This is a genomic window from Mycobacterium venezuelense (assembly GCF_054919535.1).
The window spans coordinates 36,563-55,877 of sequence record NZ_JBONDW010000013.1 but is presented as its reverse complement, the minus strand read 5'-3'; the positions used below and the strand labels follow the sequence as shown (position 1 = coordinate 55,877).

General features: G+C 65.4%; 20 protein-coding genes and 1 pseudogene. 10 read left to right on the top strand and 11 right to left on the bottom strand.

Annotated features, from left to right (window positions below):
• Positions 1 to 98: 98 nt before the first annotated feature.
• Complete coding sequence (locus tag ACRCUN_RS21060) at positions 99 to 1,022, bottom strand: carbohydrate kinase family protein (protein ID WP_462143566.1); 924 nt, start codon at positions 1,020 to 1,022, stop codon at positions 99 to 101.
• On the bottom strand, positions 1,019 to 2,470 hold the full coding sequence (locus tag ACRCUN_RS21055) for a mannitol dehydrogenase family protein (RefSeq protein ID WP_462143565.1): 1,452 nt from the start codon (positions 2,468 to 2,470) through the stop codon (positions 1,019 to 1,021). The genes ACRCUN_RS21060 and ACRCUN_RS21055 overlap by 4 nt, the downstream gene beginning before the upstream one ends.
• Positions 2,471 to 2,531: 61 nt before the next feature.
• Between ACRCUN_RS21055 and ACRCUN_RS21050 the strand changes: the two genes are divergently transcribed.
• From ACRCUN_RS21050 to ACRCUN_RS21025, 6 genes are all read left to right on the top strand, one after another.
• Positions 2,532 to 3,458 carry a sugar-binding transcriptional regulator gene (locus tag ACRCUN_RS21050; RefSeq protein WP_462143704.1) on the top strand — a complete coding sequence of 309 codons (927 nt, stop codon included), beginning with the start codon at positions 2,532 to 2,534 and terminating at the stop codon, positions 3,456 to 3,458.
• Positions 3,459 to 3,471: 13 nt separating this feature from the next.
• The gene (locus tag ACRCUN_RS21045) at positions 3,472 to 4,818 is read left to right on the top strand and encodes an ABC transporter substrate-binding protein (RefSeq protein ID WP_462143564.1); all 1,347 of its coding nucleotides are present in this window, start codon (positions 3,472 to 3,474) and stop codon (positions 4,816 to 4,818) included.
• The gene (locus tag ACRCUN_RS21040; protein WP_462143563.1) at positions 4,815 to 5,786 is read left to right on the top strand and encodes a carbohydrate ABC transporter permease; all 972 of its coding nucleotides are present in this window, start codon (positions 4,815 to 4,817) and stop codon (positions 5,784 to 5,786) included. Before ACRCUN_RS21045 ends, ACRCUN_RS21040 begins: the two co-directional genes overlap by 4 nt.
• Positions 5,786 to 6,649 (top strand): carbohydrate ABC transporter permease, encoded by an 864-nt coding sequence (locus tag ACRCUN_RS21035; protein ID WP_462143562.1) that lies wholly within the window; start codon positions 5,786 to 5,788, stop codon positions 6,647 to 6,649. Before ACRCUN_RS21040 ends, ACRCUN_RS21035 begins: the two co-directional genes overlap by 1 nt.
• Positions 6,650 to 6,662: 13 nt before the next feature.
• Entirely contained in the window at positions 6,663 to 7,745 is a 1,083-nt protein-coding gene (locus ACRCUN_RS21030) for an ABC transporter ATP-binding protein (RefSeq protein ID WP_462143561.1), read from the top strand.
• 62 nt (positions 7,746 to 7,807) lie between these two features.
• Positions 7,808 to 10,075, top strand: coding sequence for an ATP-dependent DNA ligase (locus ACRCUN_RS21025; protein ID WP_462143560.1), 2,268 nt, complete (start codon positions 7,808 to 7,810; stop codon positions 10,073 to 10,075).
• Between the two features lie 7 nt (positions 10,076 to 10,082).
• On the opposite strand, the gene ACRCUN_RS21020 is transcribed toward ACRCUN_RS21025, so the two are convergent.
• Complete coding sequence (locus ACRCUN_RS21020) at positions 10,083 to 10,652, bottom strand: TetR/AcrR family transcriptional regulator (RefSeq protein WP_462143559.1); 570 nt, start codon at positions 10,650 to 10,652, stop codon at positions 10,083 to 10,085.
• A 91-nt stretch (positions 10,653 to 10,743) separates the two neighbouring features.
• Here ACRCUN_RS21020 and ACRCUN_RS21015 point away from each other — a divergent pair, with 91 nt between their 5' ends.
• Positions 10,744 to 11,208 carry a nuclear transport factor 2 family protein gene (locus tag ACRCUN_RS21015; RefSeq protein WP_462143558.1) on the top strand — a complete coding sequence of 155 codons (465 nt, stop codon included), beginning with the start codon at positions 10,744 to 10,746 and terminating at the stop codon, positions 11,206 to 11,208.
• 7 nt (positions 11,209 to 11,215) lie between these two features.
• Here ACRCUN_RS21015 and ACRCUN_RS21010 read toward each other — a convergent pair whose 3' ends face one another.
• Positions 11,216 to 11,836, bottom strand: coding sequence for a TetR/AcrR family transcriptional regulator (locus ACRCUN_RS21010; protein ID WP_462143557.1), 621 nt, complete (start codon positions 11,834 to 11,836; stop codon positions 11,216 to 11,218).
• 126 nt (positions 11,837 to 11,962) lie between these two features.
• Between ACRCUN_RS21010 and ACRCUN_RS21005 the strand changes: the two genes are divergently transcribed.
• Positions 11,963 to 12,376, top strand: a complete 414-nt coding sequence (locus tag ACRCUN_RS21005; RefSeq protein ID WP_462143556.1) for a nuclear transport factor 2 family protein — start codon at positions 11,963 to 11,965, stop codon at positions 12,374 to 12,376.
• Positions 12,377 to 12,409: 33 nt separating this feature from the next.
• A pseudogene (locus ACRCUN_RS21000) lies at positions 12,410 to 12,733 on the top strand (nuclear transport factor 2 family protein); the annotation flags it as partial.
• Between the two features lie 7 nt (positions 12,734 to 12,740).
• Here the strand turns inward: ACRCUN_RS21000 and ACRCUN_RS20995 are convergent.
• Positions 12,741 to 13,871, bottom strand: coding sequence for an aldo/keto reductase (locus tag ACRCUN_RS20995; RefSeq protein ID WP_462143555.1), 1,131 nt, complete (start codon positions 13,869 to 13,871; stop codon positions 12,741 to 12,743).
• A gap of 192 nt (positions 13,872 to 14,063) precedes the next feature.
• Between ACRCUN_RS20995 and ACRCUN_RS20990 the strand changes: the two genes are divergently transcribed.
• Positions 14,064 to 14,933, top strand: coding sequence for a LysR family transcriptional regulator (locus tag ACRCUN_RS20990; protein ID WP_462143554.1), 870 nt, complete (start codon positions 14,064 to 14,066; stop codon positions 14,931 to 14,933).
• Positions 14,934 to 14,936: 3 nt separating this feature from the next.
• Here the strand turns inward: ACRCUN_RS20990 and rnhA are convergent, their stop codons facing one another.
• Genes rnhA through ACRCUN_RS20960 form a run of 6 tightly spaced genes read right to left on the bottom strand, consistent with a single transcriptional unit; the run spans position 14,937 to position 19,290 of the window.
• Positions 14,937 to 15,404: a ribonuclease HI gene (gene rnhA, locus ACRCUN_RS20985; protein WP_462143553.1), complete on the bottom strand. Its 468-nt coding sequence runs from the start codon at positions 15,402 to 15,404 to the stop codon at positions 14,937 to 14,939.
• Positions 15,401 to 15,592, bottom strand: coding sequence for a helix-hairpin-helix domain-containing protein (locus ACRCUN_RS20980; RefSeq protein ID WP_462143552.1), 192 nt, complete (start codon positions 15,590 to 15,592; stop codon positions 15,401 to 15,403). The genes rnhA and ACRCUN_RS20980 overlap by 4 nt, the downstream gene beginning before the upstream one ends.
• A 48-nt stretch (positions 15,593 to 15,640) precedes the next feature.
• The gene (locus ACRCUN_RS20975) at positions 15,641 to 16,279 is read right to left on the bottom strand and encodes a VOC family protein (RefSeq protein ID WP_462143551.1); all 639 of its coding nucleotides are present in this window, start codon (positions 16,277 to 16,279) and stop codon (positions 15,641 to 15,643) included.
• A 26-nt stretch (positions 16,280 to 16,305) separates the two neighbouring features.
• Positions 16,306 to 17,700, bottom strand: a complete 1,395-nt coding sequence (locus ACRCUN_RS20970; protein WP_462143550.1) for an acyl-CoA dehydrogenase family protein — start codon at positions 17,698 to 17,700, stop codon at positions 16,306 to 16,308.
• A 49-nt stretch (positions 17,701 to 17,749) separates the two neighbouring features.
• Positions 17,750 to 18,064: a DUF222 domain-containing protein gene (locus ACRCUN_RS20965; RefSeq protein ID WP_462143549.1), complete on the bottom strand. Its 315-nt coding sequence runs from the start codon at positions 18,062 to 18,064 to the stop codon at positions 17,750 to 17,752.
• Positions 18,065 to 18,096: 32 nt separating this feature from the next.
• On the bottom strand, positions 18,097 to 19,290 hold the full coding sequence (locus tag ACRCUN_RS20960) for a sensor histidine kinase (protein ID WP_462143548.1): 1,194 nt from the start codon (positions 19,288 to 19,290) through the stop codon (positions 18,097 to 18,099).
• Positions 19,291 to 19,315 lie beyond the last annotated feature (25 nt).

The following is a 19,315-nucleotide window of genomic DNA, read 5'->3' as shown; positions in this document are numbered from 1 at the left end:
CTGCTGCTGTCGAAGTGACCCCGAATCCGAGGAAATGGCGGCCAATCTTTTTCTGGAAGAAGCCATTTCGTCGTACCCGATGAAGGCGGCGACCGGCTTCAGTCTTCTGCGGCTGCGGTCAGCTCCTCTCGGTCGGGCAGATCGGCACCCGCCCTCGCGACCGTCAGTGCCGACGCGAGCACCGCCGTCGACAACACGTCCTCCAGTGCATCGGCGCTGATTCGAGCCAGGTCCCGTCGACGATCCGAGCCGAGCAGTCCACGCGACCAGAGCGCGTCGATCAACCCGGTCATGAATGCGTCACCAGCGCCGACCGTGTCAACCACCTGCACCGGTCGCGCCGGAATCCGCACGATGCCCGCGGCACAGGCCGCGAACGCGCCCTGATCGCCCATGGTCACCGCGACGATCGAGGGGCCCATGCTCAGCCACGTCTTGGCGATCTGCTCGGGATCGCGGCGCGGATCGAGCCACCGCAGGTCCTCATCGCTGGCTTTGACCACATCCGCCCGCTCGACGAGGCAGTCGATGCGGCCCCTCGCGGCTTCGTCGTCGGTGATCAACGCCGGGCGCACATTGGGATCGAATGTGATGGTGGCCGACAGGTGGTATGCGTCCAGCAGTGCGGCGGTGGCGCGACAACCGGGTTCGAGCACGGTCGCGATGGAGCCGGTATGCGCGACGAGCGGGGGCGCCACCTCAGGTGTCCCCGCCAGCTGCCAGTCGATGTCGAACGTGTAGCGCGCCTGCCCGGTGGCATCGAGCACGGCCCGTGCCGTCGGCGTGTGCTTGGCCGACAGGCTTCCCGAAACCAGCTGAACCCCTGAGGCTTTGAGGTAATCGACAATGCGTTTGCCGCGGTCGTCCTGCGCGATGTGGGTCAGGAAGTCAACATCGCGACCCAATCTGGACAGTCCGACGGCGACGTTGAGCGGGCTGCCGCCGACATGCTCGCCGCTGATGCGGCCATCACGCTCCACGATGTCGATCAGTGCCTCACCGATAACCAGGGCCCGGCTCATGACCTCAATGATTCCAGGGTGGCCCGGGCGCCGTGGCGGTGTAGCGAATCCAGGGCCCACAGATAGTCCTCGACGAAGCGCGGTGCCGAGGCTAGATCGCCGAACAGCGTGGTGTTCTCGATGAACGCCGTCGGGTGTTCGCGCTGGGACCGGGCCAGCGGTACGAGCGTGTCGGCGAGCTGGTCCTGCACGTCGATCGGCTCACCCTGCTCGTCGATACCCTCGGCGTAGCGGGCCCAACTGGCCACGACGGCCGCCGACAGTCGGACCGGTGCACCGGTCTTGAGGTTCTCTCGGATGACCGGCAGCAGCCATTTCGGGATCCGGTCGGACGAGCCGAAGCACAGGCGCGCGATCGTGTCGCGCACACCGGGGTTGGCGAACCGTTCGATCAGCGTGCGCTTGTAATCGGCGAGATCGATCCCGGGTACCGGTTGAAGCGTGGGTGTCGCTTCGGAATCCATGTAGGCCAGCAGGAATTCGGCGAACAGCGGATCGCTCGCGGCGTCGTGGACCAAGCGGTAGCCGGCCAGGTAGCCGAAGTAGCACAGGGCCTGATGGCTCGCGTTGAGAAGCCGGAGCTTCATCAGTTCGTAGGGCGTGACATCGTCGACCAGCATGACGCCGGCGTCCTCATAGGGCGGACGTCCGCCGGAGAATGAGTCCTCCAGAACCCACGATGTGAACGGTTCGGCCACCACCGGCCACTGGTCGGCGACACCGAATTCACCCTCCACGGTGGCGATCACGTCGGGTGTGGTCACCGGCGTGATCCGGTCGACCATGGAGTTGGGGAACCGGACGTTGGTCGCGATCCAATCGCCCAGGCCGGGATGGCGCTGGTCGGCGTATGTGGTGAAGGCGTGGCGCGCGACGTCGCCGTTGCCCTCGATGTTGTCGCACGAGACGATCGTCGGCGCCTCATGGCCGCGGTCGCGGCGCCGGGACAACGCCTCGGCCACCAGGCCGAAAACGTTGACATCATCTGAAACGGCGGCGCCGGCCGATTTGGCGGCATAACCGCCCTCGGTGATGGTCAGCGAGACGATCCGGGTCGACGGGCTGGCCAGCAGTTCGATGACGCCATCCGGATCGTCGGGCGCGAAGCGGTAGTCGACGATCGAGCCGATGACGCGCGCCTCACGCTTGCCGTCAGGATGCACCAACATGAGCGTGTAGAGGCCGTCCTGCGCCGCCATCACGTCAGCCATCTTCCGATCGGACGGCAGCACGCCGACGCCGCAGATTCCCCAGTCGGTGGCCAATCCCTTCTCCAGCAACCGATCGACGTACATCGCCTGATGGGCCCGGTGAAAACCGCCGACACCGAAATGGACGATGCCGACCTTGATTTCGTCGCGGTTGTAGCTGGGACCAGGAATGGGGAGTTCCGGGAGCGTCGAAGCGGCCAGCTTTATCGGGGGTGTTGTGTACGTCACATTCCTCATGTTAGCGTGTTGAGCATCTACTCGCGACCCTGAGCATCTGCTCATAGTGGAAGTGGTGACAGTGACCGGACCGACGCCCGAGGATCTACGGCTCGCCCTACGTGCGGCGACGCTGTACTACCTCGATGGCCTTACGCAGGCTCAGATCGCATCGCGGCTGGGAGTCTCCCGGCCGACGGCTGGCCGGCTCGTGGCCAAAGCGAAGGCCAACGGTCTGGTGCGCATCGAGGTCGTGGTGCCGGCTGACATCTCCGACGACTTGCATGCCGAGGAGGAACGCGAACTGGAACGGCGGTTCGGGCTGACCGAAGCTGTCGTCGCCAGCAATGCGAGCCGGGCCGGGGCCGCGCTGCTGATGCGCCGGATCGGCGCCGACGAGGTGCTCGGGTTCACCTGGGGGCCTGAGCAAGTTGGCGTGGCGGGCGCGCTTGTCCCCGGGGTCGCGAGCTGCCGCGCGGTCGTGCAGCTAGACGGCGCCATGTCGACCGCGGCGTACCAAACGGGTACCGAACAAATCTTGACTCGCTGTGCCGACACGTTGCGCGCTGACCCCTTCCGGCTGCCCGCGCCGCTGTACGCCGATCCGGCGACCGTCGTGTCGATGCGCGAGGATTCGGTGATCTCGCGAACCCTCGACGCAGGCAGGCGCGCCGACGTCATGTTGTTCGGAGTCGGTGCGGTATCGACGTCGACGACGCTGTTCGAGGGCAGCTTCCTCGATACCCGGATGCTCGACGAACTCGTGTCGCTGGGTGCCGTCGGCGAAATCGGTGGCCGCTTCTTCAACGCCTATGGCGAACCCGTGCACGACGAACTGCAGCAGCGTGCGATGTCGGTCCCGCTGGAGGACATCCGGACCTGCGAGAAGACCATCCTGGTCTCCGGCGGTGCGAGCAAACACCACGCGATTCTCGGGGCCTTGCGCGGCAAGCTGGCTCGCCTGCTCGTCTGCGATATCGACTGCGCCCGTTGGCTGTTGACCCAATGAGAGGTGAGTACAGGTGAAACCGTTGAGAAGATTGGCGGCCTGCGTCGCGGCCGCGGGATTGCTGACGACGGCCGGTTGCGCGGGTGCGGGCACACTCGGCGCGACCGACCAGACGGTGACCATCGCCATGGTCTCCAACTCGCAGATGACCGACGCCCGGTCGCTGGCGGATCGCTTCGAAGCAGACAACCCCGACATCAAGCTGCGGTTCGTCACGCTGTCGGAGAACCAGGCCCGAGCCAAGATCACCGCCTCGACCGCAATGGGTGGCGGCGAGTTCGACGTGGTGATGATCAGCAATTACGAAACACCGCAGTGGGCCGAGAACGGCTGGCTCGTCAACCTTTCGGACTATGCCCGCAAGACGCCCGGTTACGACGAGGACGATTTCATCCCGTCATTGAAGGAATCGCTCTCCTACGAGGGCAACATGTACGCGGTCCCGTTCTACGGCGAGTCGTCGTTCCTGATGTACCGCAAGGACCTGTTCGAGCAGGCCGGCATCGACATGCCGCGCAACCCGACCTGGCAGCAGGTTGCCGACGCGGCGGCCAAGCTCGACAAACCCGGCGAAATGGTCGGTATCTGCCTGCGCGGCAAGCCCGGTTGGGGTGAGGTGCTGGCCCCGCTGGACACCGTGATCAACACATTCGGCGGGCGTTGGTACGACATGGACTGGAACGCCCAGCTGACCAGCCCCGAGGTGCAGAAGGCCGTCGACTTCTACGTCAACCTGGTTCGCACCCACGGTGAACCCGGCGCGGCAACAAGCGGTTTCGGTGAATGCGCGACACAGTTCGCCCAGGGCCGCACGGCGATGTGGTACGACGCCACCTCGGCGGTGTCGGTGCTGGAGGATCCGGAATCGTCGAACGTGGTCGGCAAGGTCGGATATGCGATGGCCCCGACGGTCGAGAAACCCAACTCCGGTTGGCTCTACACCTGGGCGCTGGGAATCCCGAAGAGCAGTGACAAGCCCGACGCCGCATGGAAATTCATCTCGTGGATGACCGACAAGAACTACATCAAGTTGGTCGGTGAGGAGTTGGGCTGGGCCCGGGTGCCACCCGGTAGCCGGCTGTCGACCTACCAGATCCCCGAATATCAGGAAGCGTCAAAGGCATTCGGTCAGGTCACCCTCGACTCGATCGAAGGCGCCGACCCGGCCAAGCCCACGGTGCAGCCGGTGCCCTACACCGGTGTGCAGTTCCTGGCCATTCCGGAATTCCAGGATCTCGGAACCAGGGTGAGCCAGCAGATCAGCGCCGCGATCGCCGGGCAGAAATCCGTCGGCGACGCCTTGGAGCAGTCGCAGAAATACGCAGAAGTCGTCGGCCGGACCTATCAGGAGAAGCCATGACAACCACGGAGGCGAGAGACCAGACCGAGGCTGCTGAGGCCGCCGAACACGTCGCCCGCATCAAACAGAAGCAGGATCCCGGGGTTTCACGCGCAGAAGGATGGCGTCGCCGCGGACCGCTGCTGCCTGCGCTCATCTTCATGATCGTCGTCACCCAGATCCCGTTCCTGTTCACGCTGTACTACTCGACGCTGTCGTGGAACCTCGTACGACCGGGCTCGCGCGAGTTCATCGGGCTGCAGAACTATTTCGACGTCATCGGTGACAGCACGTTCTGGCAGGTCGCGATCAACACCGTCATCATCATCGTCGCCACGGTGCTGATCTCGGTTGTGCTTGGACTGATTCTCGCGCTGCTGCTCGACCGGGTGTTCCTGGGGCGCGGCGTGGTTCGCACCCTGCTCATCACGCCGTTCCTGGTGACGCCGGTCGCCGGCGCGCTGATGTGGAAGACCGCGATGCTCGACCCGGTGTTCGGCATCGTGAACTGGGTGCTTTCGCCGTTCGGCGTGGAACACGTCGACTGGGTCAGCAGGTTTCCCTTGCCCTCGGTGATCCTGGCCCTGGTCTGGCAGTGGACCCCGTTCATGATGCTGCTGATCCTCGCCGGCCTCCAGTCGATGCCTCGCGACATCCTGGAGGCTGGCCGAGTCGACGGTGCGGGAGCGTTCCAGCTGTTCCGCGAGCTGACGCTTCCGCACCTTCGGCGGTTCATCGAGCTGGGCACGGTGCTCGGCGCGATCTATCTGGTCAACACATTCGACCAGATCTACATGATGACGCAGGGCGGGCCCGGCACCGCGAGCGCGAACCTGCCGTTCTACATCTACCAGCGCGCGTTCCTCGGCTTCGACATCGGCCAGGCCGCCGCGATGGGCGTCATCGTCGTGATCTTCACGATGATCATCGCGAGCTTCGCACTGCGACTGATCTTCAAATCGTTCACCGGCAAGGAGGAGGCGGCCTGATGAGCACCGCAACGGCAACGGCGCCGGAGACGGCGCCCGAGAAGGCAAAAGTCAAGCGCCGCAAGTTCGATCCGTGGGGTGTCGTGGCCTGGATCGTCGGACTCGGGTTTTTCTTCCCGGTGTTCTGGATGGTGCTGACCGCGTTCAAGCAGGAGGTCGACGCCTACACCACCACGCCCAAGCTGTTCTTCGTACCGACGCTCGACGAGTTCAAGGCGGTATTCGACCAGGGGGTCGGCACGAGCCTGCTCAATTCGCTCTTCGCCACCACGGTGTCGACGATCCTGGTGTTGGTGCTGGGCGTTCCTGCCGCGTTCGCGTTGTCGCTGCGGCCCGTGCGCAAGACGAAGGACGCGCTGTTCTTTTTCATGAGCACGAAGATGCTGCCGATCGTCGCCGCGATCATCCCGATGTACGTGATCGTGTCGAATATCGGTCTGCTGGACAACATCTGGGCGTTGATCATCCTGTACACGGCGATGAACCTGCCCATCGCGGTGTGGATGATGCGGTCGTTCTTCCTCGAAGTTCCCGGCGAACTGCTGGAGGCGGCAAGCCTCGACGGTGCCAGCACGTGGCGCTCGGTGCGCGAGGTGATCCTGCCGCTGGTGTCACCCGGCATCGCGGCCACCGCACTGATCTGCGTGATCTTCGCGTGGAACGAGTTCTTCTTCGCAGTGAATCTCACTGCGGTGCAAGCTCAGACGATGCCGGTGTTCCTGGTCGGCTTCATCGCGGGCGAGGGCCTGTACTGGGCCAAGTTGTGCGCGGCGGCGACGATGGCCGCGCTTCCGGTGGTTCTGGCGGGCTGGATCGCCCAGAACAAGCTGGTTCGTGGACTGTCGTTCGGTGCCATCAAGTAAGGGGATAACACTCATGGCTGCAATCACTTACCGCAACGCCTCGTGCATCTACGAGGGCTCGGACAAACTCGCGGTCGACTCGCTCAACCTCGACATCGCCGACGGTGAGTTCGTCGTGCTCGTCGGCCCCTCCGGATCCGGGAAGAGCACCGCGCTGCGCATGCTGGCCGGACTCGAGGACATCGACGAGGGCAGCATCGAGATCGGCGGCAAAGACATGGTCGGCGTGCCGTCCAAGGACCGCGACATCGCGATGGTGTTCCAGAATTACGCCCTGTACCCGACCAAGACCGTGGCCGAGAACATGGGTTTCGCGCTCAAGCTGCGCGGGGTGCCCGCCGCCGAGCGGCGCCGCAAGGTCGAGGAGGCCGCCAAACTGCTCGACCTGGAGCCGTTCCTGGACCGCAAGCCGGCCAAGCTTTCCGGCGGGCAACGTCAACGCGTCGCGATGGGCCGCGCGATCGTGCGCGAGCCTCAGGTGTTCTGCATGGACGAGCCGCTGTCCAACCTCGACGCCAAACTGCGCGTGCAGACGCGGACCCAGATCGCGGCCCTGCAACGCCGGCTGGGCACCACCACGGTCTACGTCACCCACGACCAGGTCGAGGCCATGACGATGGGCGACCGGGTCGCGGTGCTGCGTAACGGCAAGCTGCAACAGTTCGCGTCGCCGACCGAGCTGTACAACAAACCGGCCAACGCATTCGTGGCCGGGTTCATCGGGTCGCCTGCCATGAACCTGGTCACGGGGCCGATCGTCGCCGACGGCGTGCGTATCGGCGACGACGCGACGCTTCGCCTCGAACGTGACCAGCTCACCCTGCTGCACGAGGCGGGTCTGGAAACCGTCACCGTCGGCGTGCGGCCCGAACATCTCCAGGTATCCGACAGCGGCGGCATCGACGTCGTCATCGACCTCATCGAGGACCTGGGCAGCGAGATCTACCTCTACACCCACGCCGGGCCGGACGTACAGATCGTCGCACGTGCCCTGTCCCGCGGCCCCGTCAAGCTGGCCGACAGCATCGAACTGCGCAAGACACCGGAAGGCGTGGTGCACATGTTCCATCCGGAGACGGGAGAGCGCATCGGCTAGCAACCCAGCGGGCGCACGCTGGACCAAGCTGTCGCAGCCGATAGTGGGTATACGTTGACGTCATGGAGCGCTACGAACGGGTTCGCCTGACGAATCCAGACAAGGTGCTCTATCCCGCCACGGGCACCACCAAGGCGGAGGTGTTTGACTACTACCTGGCCATCGCCGAGGTCATGGTTCCGCATATCGCCGGGCGGCCGGTGACCCGCAAACGCTGGCCCAACGGCGTGGCTGAGGCGTCATTCTTCGAAAAGCAGCTCGCATCGTCGGCACCGGACTGGCTCGAGCGCGGAACGATCGTGCACAAGTCCGGGACCACGACCTATCCGATCATCAACACGCGTGAAGGCCTGGCGTGGATCGGTCAGCAGGCCTCGTTGGAAGTGCATGTGCCGCAATGGCGCTTCGCCGACGGCGAGCAGGGACCGGCCACCCGCATCGTGTTCGACCTCGATCCCGGCGAAGGCGTGAGCATGCGCCAACTGTGTGAGGTCGCTCAATCCGTGCGGGAACTGATGGGCGACATCGGGTTGAGCACCTATCCGCTCACAAGCGGCAGCAAGGGCCTGCACCTGTACGTGCCACTGGCCGAACCGATCAGCTCGCGTGGCGCCTCCGTGCTCGCGAAGCGGGTGGCACAGCAGCTGGAGCAGGCCATGCCGAAGCTCGTCACCGCCACCATGACCAAGAGCCTGCGGGCCGGCAAAGTGTTCTTGGACTGGAGCCAGAACAACGCGGCCAAGACCACGATCGCCCCGTATTCGCTACGCGGACGGGACAACCCGACCGTCGCCGCACCCCGAACCTGGGACGAGATCTCCGATCCCGACCTGCGGCATCTGCGTTTCGACGAAGTGTTGCAACGGGTTTCCGACGACGGGGACCTACTGGCAGAGCTCGACCAGGACGCCCCCGTGGCCGACAAACTGACGACATACCGCAGCATGCGCGACGCGGCGAAGACACCCGAGCCCGTTCCCAAAGAGATTCCCACGACCGGCAACAACGACAAGTTCGTGATCCAGGAGCATCACGCCCGCCGACTGCACTACGACCTTCGTCTGGAGCGCGACGGCGTGCTGGTGAGCTTCGCGGTGCCCAAGAACCTGCCCGAGTCCACCTCGGTGAATCACCTTGCGGTGCATACCGAAGACCACCCGATGGAGTACCTGACGTTTCACGGCACCATCCCGAAGGGGGAGTACGGCGCCGGGAACATGATCGTCTGGGATACCGGAACATACGAGGCCGAGAAGTTCCGGGTCACCGACAATCCCGACGATACCCACGGCGAGATCATCATGACCCTGCACGGCAGCCGCATCAACGGCCGCTACGCACTGATCCAGACCGGAGGCAAGAACTGGCTCGCGCACCGGATGAAGGACCAGAAATCGGCAACACCCGACCCGCAGGATTTCGCGCCGATGCTGGCGACGGAGGGCTCGGTCGCCAAACTCAAGGCGACGCAATGGGCGTTCGAGGGCAAGTGGGACGGCTATCGCCTGCTCGTCGACGCCAACCGGGGCCAGCTGCAGCTGCGCTCCCGGCGCGGTCGCGACGTCACCGGTGAGTATCCGCAACTGAAGGCGCTGGCCGCCGACCTCGCCGACCACCACGTGATCCTCGACGGCGAAGCCGTCGCGCTCGACGAGTCCGGGGTCCCGAGCTTCGGCGAGATGCAGAACCGCGCCCGCTCCACGCGCGTCGAATTCTGGGCGTTCGACATCCTGTGGCTCGACGGCCGATCGTTGTTGCGCGCCAAGTACTCCGATCGCCGCAAGATCCTGGAGGCGCTCGCGGCCGGGGGCGGGTTGATCGTGCCGGACCTGCTGCCCGGCGCCGACGGGCCTGAAGCGATGGAGCACGTGCGTAAGAAGGGGTTCGAAGGCGTCGTCGCCAAGAAACGCGACTCGACCTACCAGCCGGGCCGGCGTTCGGCGTCCTGGATCAAGGACAAGATCTGGAACACGCAAGAAGTGGTGATCGGCGGCTGGCGCCAGGGTGAGGGTGGCCGGTCCAGTGGCATCGGGGCACTCATGCTGGGTGTGCCCGGCCCGGATGGCTTGCAGTTCGCCGGCCGTGTCGGCACGGGCTTCACCGAGAAGGAGCTGACCAAGCTCAAGAAGATGCTCGCGCCCCTGCACACCGACGAGTCGCCGTTCGATCACCCGCTGCCGAAGCTCGACGCCCGCGGCGTGACGTTCGTGCGACCGGAGTTGGTGGGGGAGGTCCGCTACAGCGAACGCACCTCGGATCATCGGCTGCGCCAACCGAGCTGGCGCGGGCTGCGGCCCGACAAGACTCCGGACGAGGTGCGCTGGGAGTAGGAGGTCGTCAGTCTGCGGTGACCATGCCCAGCAGAGCGTCGGTCAATTCTTCAGCGGTGGTCTGCCATTTGTCGGTGTGCAAGAGGCCGCTTGCTTCGACGCCGGCAGCGCCGTGCACGCCGGTCAACAGGATGCCGGAGTACTGCGCGGCGTTCTGTTCGCCGACGACCGCGGCGACGATGCCCAGGAATTCCTCGCACATCGTCTGCGCGGCCCGGACCACTGCGGACGGATCGCTTTCGGGTGCGGTGAACATCAGTCGGTAGAGGTGTGGCTGCTCGCGGCTGATCGCGATGACGGTGCCGAGTGCCGCGCGCAACGTGTCGGCGGGGAGTGCACGGGCGTCCGCGCGCAGCGTGCGTAGACGATCACTCAGGCGCTCCCACCCCTCGGCGGCGACAGCTGTCAGCAGGCTCTCCTTGTCTGCGAAATGTCGGTATGGCGCACCACGGCTCACCCCGGCGCGCGCACCCACCTCCCGCAACGTCACCGCGTCGGGACCGCCGTCGTCAAGAAGGGCGCCGGCCTGTTGCAGCAGCGCGCGGCGGGTCGCCGCCGCCGATTCGACTCGGTTCACCCGGCCAGCGTACCGGTTGAGTTGACAATGTCATCTGAAGCGTGTCAGATGACATTGTCAACTGAACTTCTGCCGATAGGGACGCACGAATATGACCGAGCAACAGTCCATCGACTCCGCACGAATTGCGCTGCGCGCGTTGGTCGACGAATACGCATTGGCGTCGGATACTGCCGACCTCGAGCGGTTCGGCGCGTTGTTCACGGCCGATGGTGAGTTCGTCACGTCGGCCCCTGGGGCGGCCGAGCCGGTGACCCTACGCGGTCGAGAACAGGTGAAGTTCGGCCCGAGCGGAAATCAGATGTTCGAACAAACCTTCCACGCGGTGCACAACCACATCGTGGATGTCGACGGCGATCGCGCGAAGGGGATAACCTATTGCACGGCAAGGCATTTGCTGCGCAAGGGCGACGAGAGCCTTGAAGTCATTCTTGCTCCGATTCGGTACATCGACGAATATGCGCTCACCGAGGACGGGTGGAAGTTCGCGCGCCGCGAACTCGAATGGACCTGGATCGAGCGCAGGCCCGCGGAGCCGCCCGAGCCGTGGTGGTGACCGATCGCTATCGCAAGCCGCGCCCGATGATGTCCGCCGCCAGGGCAAGCAGTTCGGCGAGTGTGTCGTCATCCTGGCGTAAACCGTCGGCGCGCCACGCGAGGCTGATCACGCCGTTCCAACTCGCCCACAGAACGGTCGCCGCTTTGCGGGCGTCGAGCGGACGGATTGTGCCGGAATGGATCCCCCGCTCGATCGCCTCGACCATGCGCGCGTTCTGTTCATCGACCCGACGCGCCAGGCGTTCGGCGGTTTCCGCAGCGGCCGCGTAGGGGCCCGGTGGCGGCGGGAAGGCGAGCATGCGGAAAAACTCGGGCTGGTCGAGGTAGAACCGGAAATACTGTTCCCCGGCCGCCTCGAGCTGCTCGATCGGTGAGCGATCAGGCGTGTACGCCTTGTCCATGTACTCGCGGTCGACATCGAGGGCGCGTTCGATGACCGCCGCATACAGGCCCGCCTTGGAACCGAAGTTGTTGTAGATCGAGCCGACGGCGACGCCGGCGCGCTCGGCGATCTCGTCGACCGTCACCTCTTCGAACGGAAGGACGGCGAAAACCGCCTCGGCAGCTGAGAGCAGTGCATCAACGGTCCGCTGCTTGCGAGGATCGATCGGGTTGGAGTCGGCCATGGCAATCCCGAACATCCTAGAGCCGATACGAGCTCTCTTGTAATCGTTGCAACAAGTTGGCCGCCGCGGTACCGTCGAGCGTGGACTTCTTGTAATCGTTGCAATAGTTGGCCTGAGGACGAGACCGTGGACGTCGAAGCGATCGCCGAGAAATACAACGCCGCGTGGAATGCCAACGACTTGGAGGCCATCCTTGGCCTGCAGGGCGAGGACATGGTTTTCCAGTTGCACGCCGCCGGCTTCGAACCGGCCGTGGGCGCCGAAGCCGTCCGCACTCAGTTCGCCTATTTCCTGGACGCTTGGGATGGCCTGCGCTTCGAGGCCCGCGACGTGCGTGTCGCGGGCGAACTCATCGCCAACGAATATCGCTTCAGCGCCACGCTAGTGAAGCCCTTCCCGTTGCAGGGTGACCTGATCGCGCCGAGCAGCCGACGCGTCGAAGCCGACGGCGTCGACGTGATCACCGTCCGCGACGGCCTCGTGCGCACGAAGCACATGTATCTGGACACGCTAGCCATGCGCCGTCAGCTGAGCGGCTAAACCCGATCCGCGGAATACAAAGGAGCCCCGACGATGTCCTCTCCCTCTCATCAGTCCGAGCACGCCGCGCCTGTGCCCGGCGCCGCCGAGTTCGTCGAGCGGTTCACGCACGCATGGGCGCAGATGGATCCGGATGCCTTCACACCGCTGTTCCAGCCCGACGTCCACCTGATTCACCCCATCGAGCGTGACACGCACGGAGTGCGGCAGGCGCGAAACTTCATGGCGCGGACCATGTCTTTGGTGCCGGATCTGCGCTATGACGTCCAGGGTTGGGCCAGTGGATCAGACCACGTCATCATCTGGGGCCGGTTGTACGGCACGATCGGCGGCGGCCCGATCGAATGGCCGTTGGTTGACCGAATCAAGTTGGAGGACGGGCTGATCCGCGAACGCGTCGCGTACTTCGATCCGCTCGTGATCCTTGGCACCGTGGCCAGGCGGCCCAGCGCCTGGTGGCCGTTCGTCCGCGGACAGCTCCGCAGGCTACGCGAACGCTGAGCGTTTCCTGCGTAGTCTGGCGGCATACCCACCCGGCCGGTCGCCAGGATGAGCGTTCCTGAATCGCTCGCATGTCGCGATTCACGATGCCCGGGTAGCGCTTCCCGGGATACCACGGTTGCCGAGTGACCTCGTCGAAACCCGGTATGCCCTGCACATGTTCGAGCATCCTGGCGCGCATGGCAGCGTCCGGCATCGGGCCGCGCGCGGCCGCCATGTTGTCGACGACGTGGTCGGGCACCGACGTCGCCGGGAGCGCCACCGCGACGGCGGGGTGCGAGATCACCCACTTGAGGAAATACTGCGACCAACTCCGAATGCCAAGGTCGGCAACGAAATCCGGAAGTGGGCGATCTCCGACCAACTGATGCAGCCGCCCCTTCTCGAGCGGCATGTTGACCATGACAGTCACGCCGCGGTCCATCGCGACGGGAAATACCTGCTGCTCGGCACTCCGCTCGGCGATCGAATACCGGGTCTGCACGAAATCGACGTCGCCGGTCCGCACCCAGTTGGCAAGTTGCCCGAAATAGGCTGGGTCGTGATGTGTCACACCGATCCGGCCGATCCGGCCTTCTGCCTTCCAGGCATGCAGGATCGGCACGACCGTCTCGACGTTGACGAGGGAATGGCATTGCATCACGTCGATCGGTTTGGTGCGCGACAGACGTTGCATCGAGGTGTTGAGGCTTTCGAGCGCATGCGATTCGTCCCAGAGATGTCCGCCCGTCGACCAGATCTTGTTGGTGAGAAAGATGTCGTTCTGGATCCCCGCGGGTACCCCGTAGCGTGCGATGTTCTCCTCCGACGTGCCGTACAGCGGTGACACATCGACGACCCGCCCGCCGGCTTCCCAGAACCGGCGCAGGACCTCGACCCGCTGCGCGCGAGCGTCTTCCGCCAAGGCGTCGAAGGTTTGGAACGTCCCCAGCCCCACCGCGGGCAGTGAGATGTCGGATCCAGGGATGTTCGTTCGGATTTGCGTGCCGCTCATTGGTGCCGGCAGCTGATCCGATCCGCCGTCTGACACTGTTGCCAGCACCCCGCCGCCCGCGACGGTCGCTGCCGCCCCGAGCCCACCAATTTGCAGTACCTGCCGTCGTGTTGGCTGCCAAATGCTTTCAGGATCGGCGCAAACGCGCCCGAACACACGGACCGATTGAGTACGCGGCAGTACCTTTGAAGTATGTCGATCGAACTGCGCACCATGCGCTACGTGATCGCCATCGCCGAGGCCGGCGGCTTTCAGCGTGCGGCCGAACAACTGCACATGGCGCAGCCGCCCCTGAGCCGTCAAATCCGGGAACTCGAACGCGAACTCGGCGTCGCGCTGTTCCATCGCAGGCCTACGCGTCTGACGGCCGAGGGGCATGTCTTCGTCAAGCACGCTCGTGCCGTGCTGGCTGAGGTCGAGCGGACGGTGGCCGAGACCCGAGCGGCCGGAGGCGCGGCAGCGGGTGTGGTGCGAGTGGGTTGTGGGCCGATGTCAGGTTCCACCGACATCCCGGCGTTGGTGCACGCGGTCGCGGCCAAGCACCCGGGAGTTGTTATCGAGGTGAGCGAATTATGGGATACCGCATTGTGTTCCGCGCTTGTCAGCGGCGAAGTCGACGTTGCGATCGGATGGCACCTGTCGGTCGGCGGTGAACTGGCGCGCTGCGTTCTGCGGCGCGAGCCGTACGTCGTCGTGGTTGCCGAGGACCACCCACTCGCCGGCCGAACGGCTGTGAAGTTGCACGAGCTCGCCGGCGATACTCTCCGGTTCCTGCCCCGACGGTTCGCGGCGGCGTACTACGACGCGGTGTTGCACGCGGTACGCAGCACGGGCGTCGAATTCAGAGTCTGGGAAAACCCGCTGCCCGGGCTACGTCACTTCGGCGATCTCCACACCGGCGGGTTCAACGTGCTACCCACCTCGATCAGTCGGTCACTGCCCGCCGGTCTGACGTGCCTGACGATCCTCGACGATCTGCCCCCGGCGGAAATCGCGATGGTCTGGCGCCCAGGCGGGGGCAAGGCGGTCGAAGCGGTTGCGGCGACAGCGAGATCGCTGTGATGGTCAGGGAATCAGATCTCGAGACGCGTCGAGCGCTTCCCGCATACCTCGGGTCGCGAGCTCGTCGGCCAGTTCGTTGTCGGCGATACCCGAGTGTCCCTTCACCCAGAACCACTCGACCTGGTGGCGCGCGCACGCGGCCTGCAGCCGCTGCCAGAGGTCGACGTTCTTCACCGGCAGCTTCGCCGCGGTCAGCCAGCCGTTGCGTTCCCAGCCCAACACCCACTTGGTGATGCCGTTGCGGACATATGTGCTGTCGGTGTGGAGGTGCACCACGACGGGTCTGGTGAGTGCCTCGAGTGCCATGATGGGCGCCGTCAACTCCATCCGGTTGTTGCTGGTGACCCCGGAGTCCCCGCCGTACATCTCGCGTACATGCTCGCGGTGGCGCAGCACCGCGCCCCAGCCGCCGGGGCCGGGATTCGGCCGGCACCCGCCGTCGGTGTGGATGATCACCACGTCGTTGCTCATGACTTGTCCCGTGCCTGACCGAGCAGACGAACGGCCCTGGGGCCGACGCCGTGCAGGGCGAGAAGCTCGTCGAGGTCTGCCGGCAGATCAGCAAGGGTGCGATAGCCGGCGTCGATGAGCGCGCCGGTCGCGGGACGGCCGATTTGGATGCCGTCGAACTGCGGTCCGCGGTCCGCGGGATCGGTCATGCGCCGAGAATAGGCAACCGCGTCGAAGAGCCGGCGCCCCGACACACGTCAACGATCGGGAATCGCCGAGATCATCGCGGTCCGGACTGACATGCCGAGATCGCGGTGCCGGAGCGTCGTGATCCGTCGCCCGGGCTGCACCGCGTCCTTGACCGGCCCGGTGCGCTCGCCGAAGAACGACGCTGTCGCGTCGATATCGGCGACGACGTACGTGATGCCCCAGAGGGTCGACGGCCCCTCGCTCGCGGTATCCGGTGAGCCGACGACTTCGAGAATTACCTCCCCGAGCCGGAAGAAGACCTGGCGTATCCGCCGTCCGCCGAGTTCGGCGTCGCGTTCTCGGCGTGGCTCGACGCCGACGGCGGCCAGCGATGCGACCGTGCGGTCGAGGTCCGGGGACATCAGCACCACGTGGTCGATCGCTGTGACGCCGTTGGCGTGCGTGGCCGGCCGGGCTGGATCGGCAGCCCAGTGTGTGGTCGGGATGCCGTCGAGGTCAACCACGCCTCCGGACCCTGGCAGGCCGCCCAACGACCACCCGATGATGCCGCTGCCACGTTCGTGTCCAGCCAGTCGGATACGCACGCCACCGACTCGGCAGACCGGATCGGCATCGACCGTGAAGCCCGCGTGAATCCAGGCGTTCGGTGGATCGGCTACTGCGATCTCGGCGATGGTGACGGTCATGGATGTGGCAGCTTATCCGTCCGCGCTCACTTGCGCGGTGGACGTAAAGCCTTCATCGCCAACCGCATGACCGGTGCGGGCACATTGTCTTTGGCCGACAGTGCGGCATTGGCCGCGCGGGTACGCAGCGGCGTGCCTCTGCCGAACCAACGGTTCAGTGGCCCACCGGATGGCTCGAGATCGACGTGCAGCGGGGGTTTTCCGTCTGCGGCGCCGAGGGCGTGCGCGATGACGATGCGCTGGATTTCGCTGGTTCCCTCGAAGATGGTGTAGAGCTTGGCATCCCGATACCACTTCTCGACGGGATGGTCGGTGACATAGCCCCAGCCGCCCATCGTCTGGATCGCCCGCTCAGTGGTTCTGACCGCCACCTCGCTTGCCGCGAGTTTCGACATCGATCCCTCACCACGGTCGAATGGCACGCCCGTCGCTGCCATCCACGATGCCCGCCATGTCAGCAGCCGGGCCGCGTCGAGCTGCGTCGCCAGGTCGGCGAGTGGGAACGCGATGCCCTGGTTGTCGATGATCGGCCCGCCAAATGCGACCCGGCGATTGGCGTATTCGGTGGCGTATTCCATTGCTGCCCTGGCAATCCCGAGAGCTTGTGCGGCCACCATCGGCCGGGTCTGCTCAAAGGTCCCCAGTGTCGCCGAACCGGAATGCCTCGCGCCTTCGATCGCTTCGCGAGCACGGGCGAGCTTGCGCTCGAGCTTCTCATGGCCGCCGAGCAGGTGGTCGGCCGGAACCCGAACGTCGTTGAACTTCAGTTCGGCGGTGTGCGACGCGCGGCAGCCCAGCTTGTCGAGTTTGCGCACCATTTCCAGCCCCGGTGTACCGCCTTCCACGATGAACAGCGCCTGGCCTTTATGGCCGAGTTGTTCGTCGACCACCGCGTTTACCACGTGCACATTGGCGATACCACCATTGCCGATCCACATCTTGTGGCCGTTGATGATCCAGTCCGCGTCCGGCCCGGAACCGTCGCGCACGGCCCGCGTGCGCAGGTTGCGCACATCGCTGCCACCCTCGGGCTCGGAGATCGCCAGCGCGGCGAGCTTGAGATTGCCCGGAGTGCCGAAGCACTCAGGTGCCCACTGCAGCATCTGTTCCGGCGATGCGGCCTGGCCGATCGCCGAGAGCGCGAGCGCAGGCATGACAATGGCCAAGCCGATACCCGCGCAGCCCCAGAACAGCTCCTCCATGAACATCGGCAGGGAAAGTCCGGTCGGGTCGCCGATCAGATCGCGGTAGAACAGCGGACTATAGAAGCCCTGGGCGGCCGCTTCCTCCAGCACTGGCCACGGGAACTCCTGCCGTTTGTCATAGTCCGACGCGACGGGGCGGATGACCTGTTCGGCGAACTCGTGTGTGCGCCGCGCCAGGTCGTGCTGAGCAACGGTGGGAGTGATATCGAAAGCCATCGACCGGTCGGGTACCCACTGTGACCCGCCCTGAACTCCCGCCTGAAACTCAAGCGGCCGGCGGGCCGGCTTCGGAGATCCGTCGCTTTGCCTCACCCAGCGATATGCGCAGCCGCCTCGCAAGCACCGCAGCGGGGTCGAACTGCGGCGGCGAAGCGGTGGCGGTCGCGACCATCCGTCCGAGCAGCCGTTGCTGAACGGTCGCCAACCGCTTCTCGCCGGCGTGGAGGCGGCTCAGCACCTCCTGTAGCTCGGAGCGCGACAACGCGTGCACGGACAACGCGTCGATCTCTTTGCAGGCTGTTGCCAAATGTTCGAGAGCATCACCGAGGACGTCCCGTTCGGATACCAATATCGAACTCATGTTCGGAACGCTACGCCGACCCCCCGACAACCTCAGCGACGCGGCAATGGGCAGTCGGCGGGCGGCGCCGCGGCCCGCTCCGGCCCGTCGGCCACTGCGCGGTCCGGCAGCCAGATGACGAACGTGCTGCCTTCGCCGAGCCGGCTGAACAGAGTTATGCGGCCCTCATGACTTTCGACGATCTGGCGCGCGATGGCCAAGCCGAGTCCCGAACCTCGACGAGACCCGTTGTCGCCGTTGGACGCGCGCTTGAACCGATCGAAGACGTGGGGCTGTTCGTCGTCGGCGATTCCGGGACCGTCGTCCTGCACGGCGATCCATGCCCACCCCTTGGCGCTACCTCCGGCGACCGTCACAGTCGAATCGGTCGGTGCCAGCCGGACCGCATTGGACAGCAGGTTCGCCACCGCGCGGCCCAGGGATTCGGGGTCGGCGTACACCACCGGCCCGGGGGAGCTGCGGGCGACGACGTCCAGCGGCCGCTCGACGGCGAGCAGACGGTGCTCGTCGACGACATCGCCGATGAACCCGTGTAGATCCACGTTGCGGTCGGCGAAGCTCCCCGATCGCCGTCGCGCCGTCGCCAGCAGATCCTCCAGCAGTCGCGACATCCGCGCGGTCGCACGCGAGATCACGATCAGCGCATGTTCGCGCTCGGCCTCGGTGGCATCGGGATTGGCCAGCACGGCCTCGACATTGGCCTGCACCACCGCGACGGGATTTCGCAGTTCGTGCGACACGTCCTCGACCAGTGCGCGCTCGGCCCGAAACGCCGAGTCGAGGCGGTCGAGCATGCCGTCCAACGTGTCGGCGAGTGCGCGCAGCTCATCGTGCGGACCCGTGGCGCCGATGCGCTGCGACAGGTCGGTGGCGCGCAGACGGTTGGCGGTCGCGGTGATCTGGCCGATGGGCCGGAGCAGCCGGCCCGCGACGATCCATCCCACCAGCAGGCAGATGACGAATATCGCCGCAAGCGCGATCAGCGAGTAATTGCGCAGCAGGTCGAGCGTCGACTGGTTGACGGCCTGCTGGACGCTGCGCAGGTCGGCGGCCTCGAAGTTCTCCCCGGGCCGGTACACCATGGTGCCGTCGGGTTTGCGTTCGAACCGCTTGACCGTCACCGCGTCGAGTGGCTCGGCGTCGATCGTGCGGGACAGCGCGAAGTAGACGCCGAGCAGGATCAGCGCCGACAACGCGAACAACCAAGCAGATGTGGTGATCGCCATGCGAGCCCGAATGGTCCGGGCCCAT

What these genes read in the sequence shown, in the direction of transcription:
- ACRCUN_RS21055 (WP_462143565.1), bottom strand. Translation starts at nt 2,470, where the DNA reads ATGAGGAATGTGACGTACACAACACCCCCGATAAAGCTGGCCGCTTCG.
- ACRCUN_RS21060 (WP_462143566.1), bottom strand. Translation starts at nt 1,022, where the DNA reads ATGAGCCGGGCCCTGGTTATCGGTGAGGCACTGATCGACATCGTGGAG.
- ACRCUN_RS20960 (WP_462143548.1), bottom strand. Translation starts at nt 19,290, where the DNA reads ATGGCGATCACCACATCTGCTTGGTTGTTCGCGTTGTCGGCGCTGATC.
- ACRCUN_RS21015 (WP_462143558.1), top strand. Translation starts at nt 10,744, where the DNA reads ATGACCGAGCAACAGTCCATCGACTCCGCACGAATTGCGCTGCGCGCG.
- ACRCUN_RS20980 (WP_462143552.1), bottom strand. Translation starts at nt 15,592, where the DNA reads ATGACCGATCCCGCGGACCGCGGACCGCAGTTCGACGGCATCCAAATC.
- ACRCUN_RS21030 (WP_462143561.1), top strand. Translation starts at nt 6,663, where the DNA reads ATGGCTGCAATCACTTACCGCAACGCCTCGTGCATCTACGAGGGCTCG.
- ACRCUN_RS20995 (WP_462143555.1), bottom strand. Translation starts at nt 13,871, where the DNA reads ATGAGCGGCACGCAAATCCGAACGAACATCCCTGGATCCGACATCTCA.
- ACRCUN_RS21025 (WP_462143560.1), top strand. Translation starts at nt 7,808, where the DNA reads ATGGAGCGCTACGAACGGGTTCGCCTGACGAATCCAGACAAGGTGCTC.
- ACRCUN_RS20965 (WP_462143549.1), bottom strand. Translation starts at nt 18,064, where the DNA reads ATGAGTTCGATATTGGTATCCGAACGGGACGTCCTCGGTGATGCTCTC.
- ACRCUN_RS21035 (WP_462143562.1), top strand. Translation starts at nt 5,786, where the DNA reads ATGAGCACCGCAACGGCAACGGCGCCGGAGACGGCGCCCGAGAAGGCA.
- ACRCUN_RS21010 (WP_462143557.1), bottom strand. Translation starts at nt 11,836, where the DNA reads ATGGCCGACTCCAACCCGATCGATCCTCGCAAGCAGCGGACCGTTGAT.
- rnhA (WP_462143553.1), bottom strand. Translation starts at nt 15,404, where the DNA reads ATGAGCAACGACGTGGTGATCATCCACACCGACGGCGGGTGCCGGCCG.
- ACRCUN_RS21040 (WP_462143563.1), top strand. Translation starts at nt 4,815, where the DNA reads ATGACAACCACGGAGGCGAGAGACCAGACCGAGGCTGCTGAGGCCGCC.
- ACRCUN_RS20975 (WP_462143551.1), bottom strand. Translation starts at nt 16,279, where the DNA reads ATGACCGTCACCATCGCCGAGATCGCAGTAGCCGATCCACCGAACGCC.
- ACRCUN_RS20990 (WP_462143554.1), top strand. Translation starts at nt 14,064, where the DNA reads ATGTCGATCGAACTGCGCACCATGCGCTACGTGATCGCCATCGCCGAG.
- ACRCUN_RS20970 (WP_462143550.1), bottom strand. Translation starts at nt 17,700, where the DNA reads ATGGCTTTCGATATCACTCCCACCGTTGCTCAGCACGACCTGGCGCGG.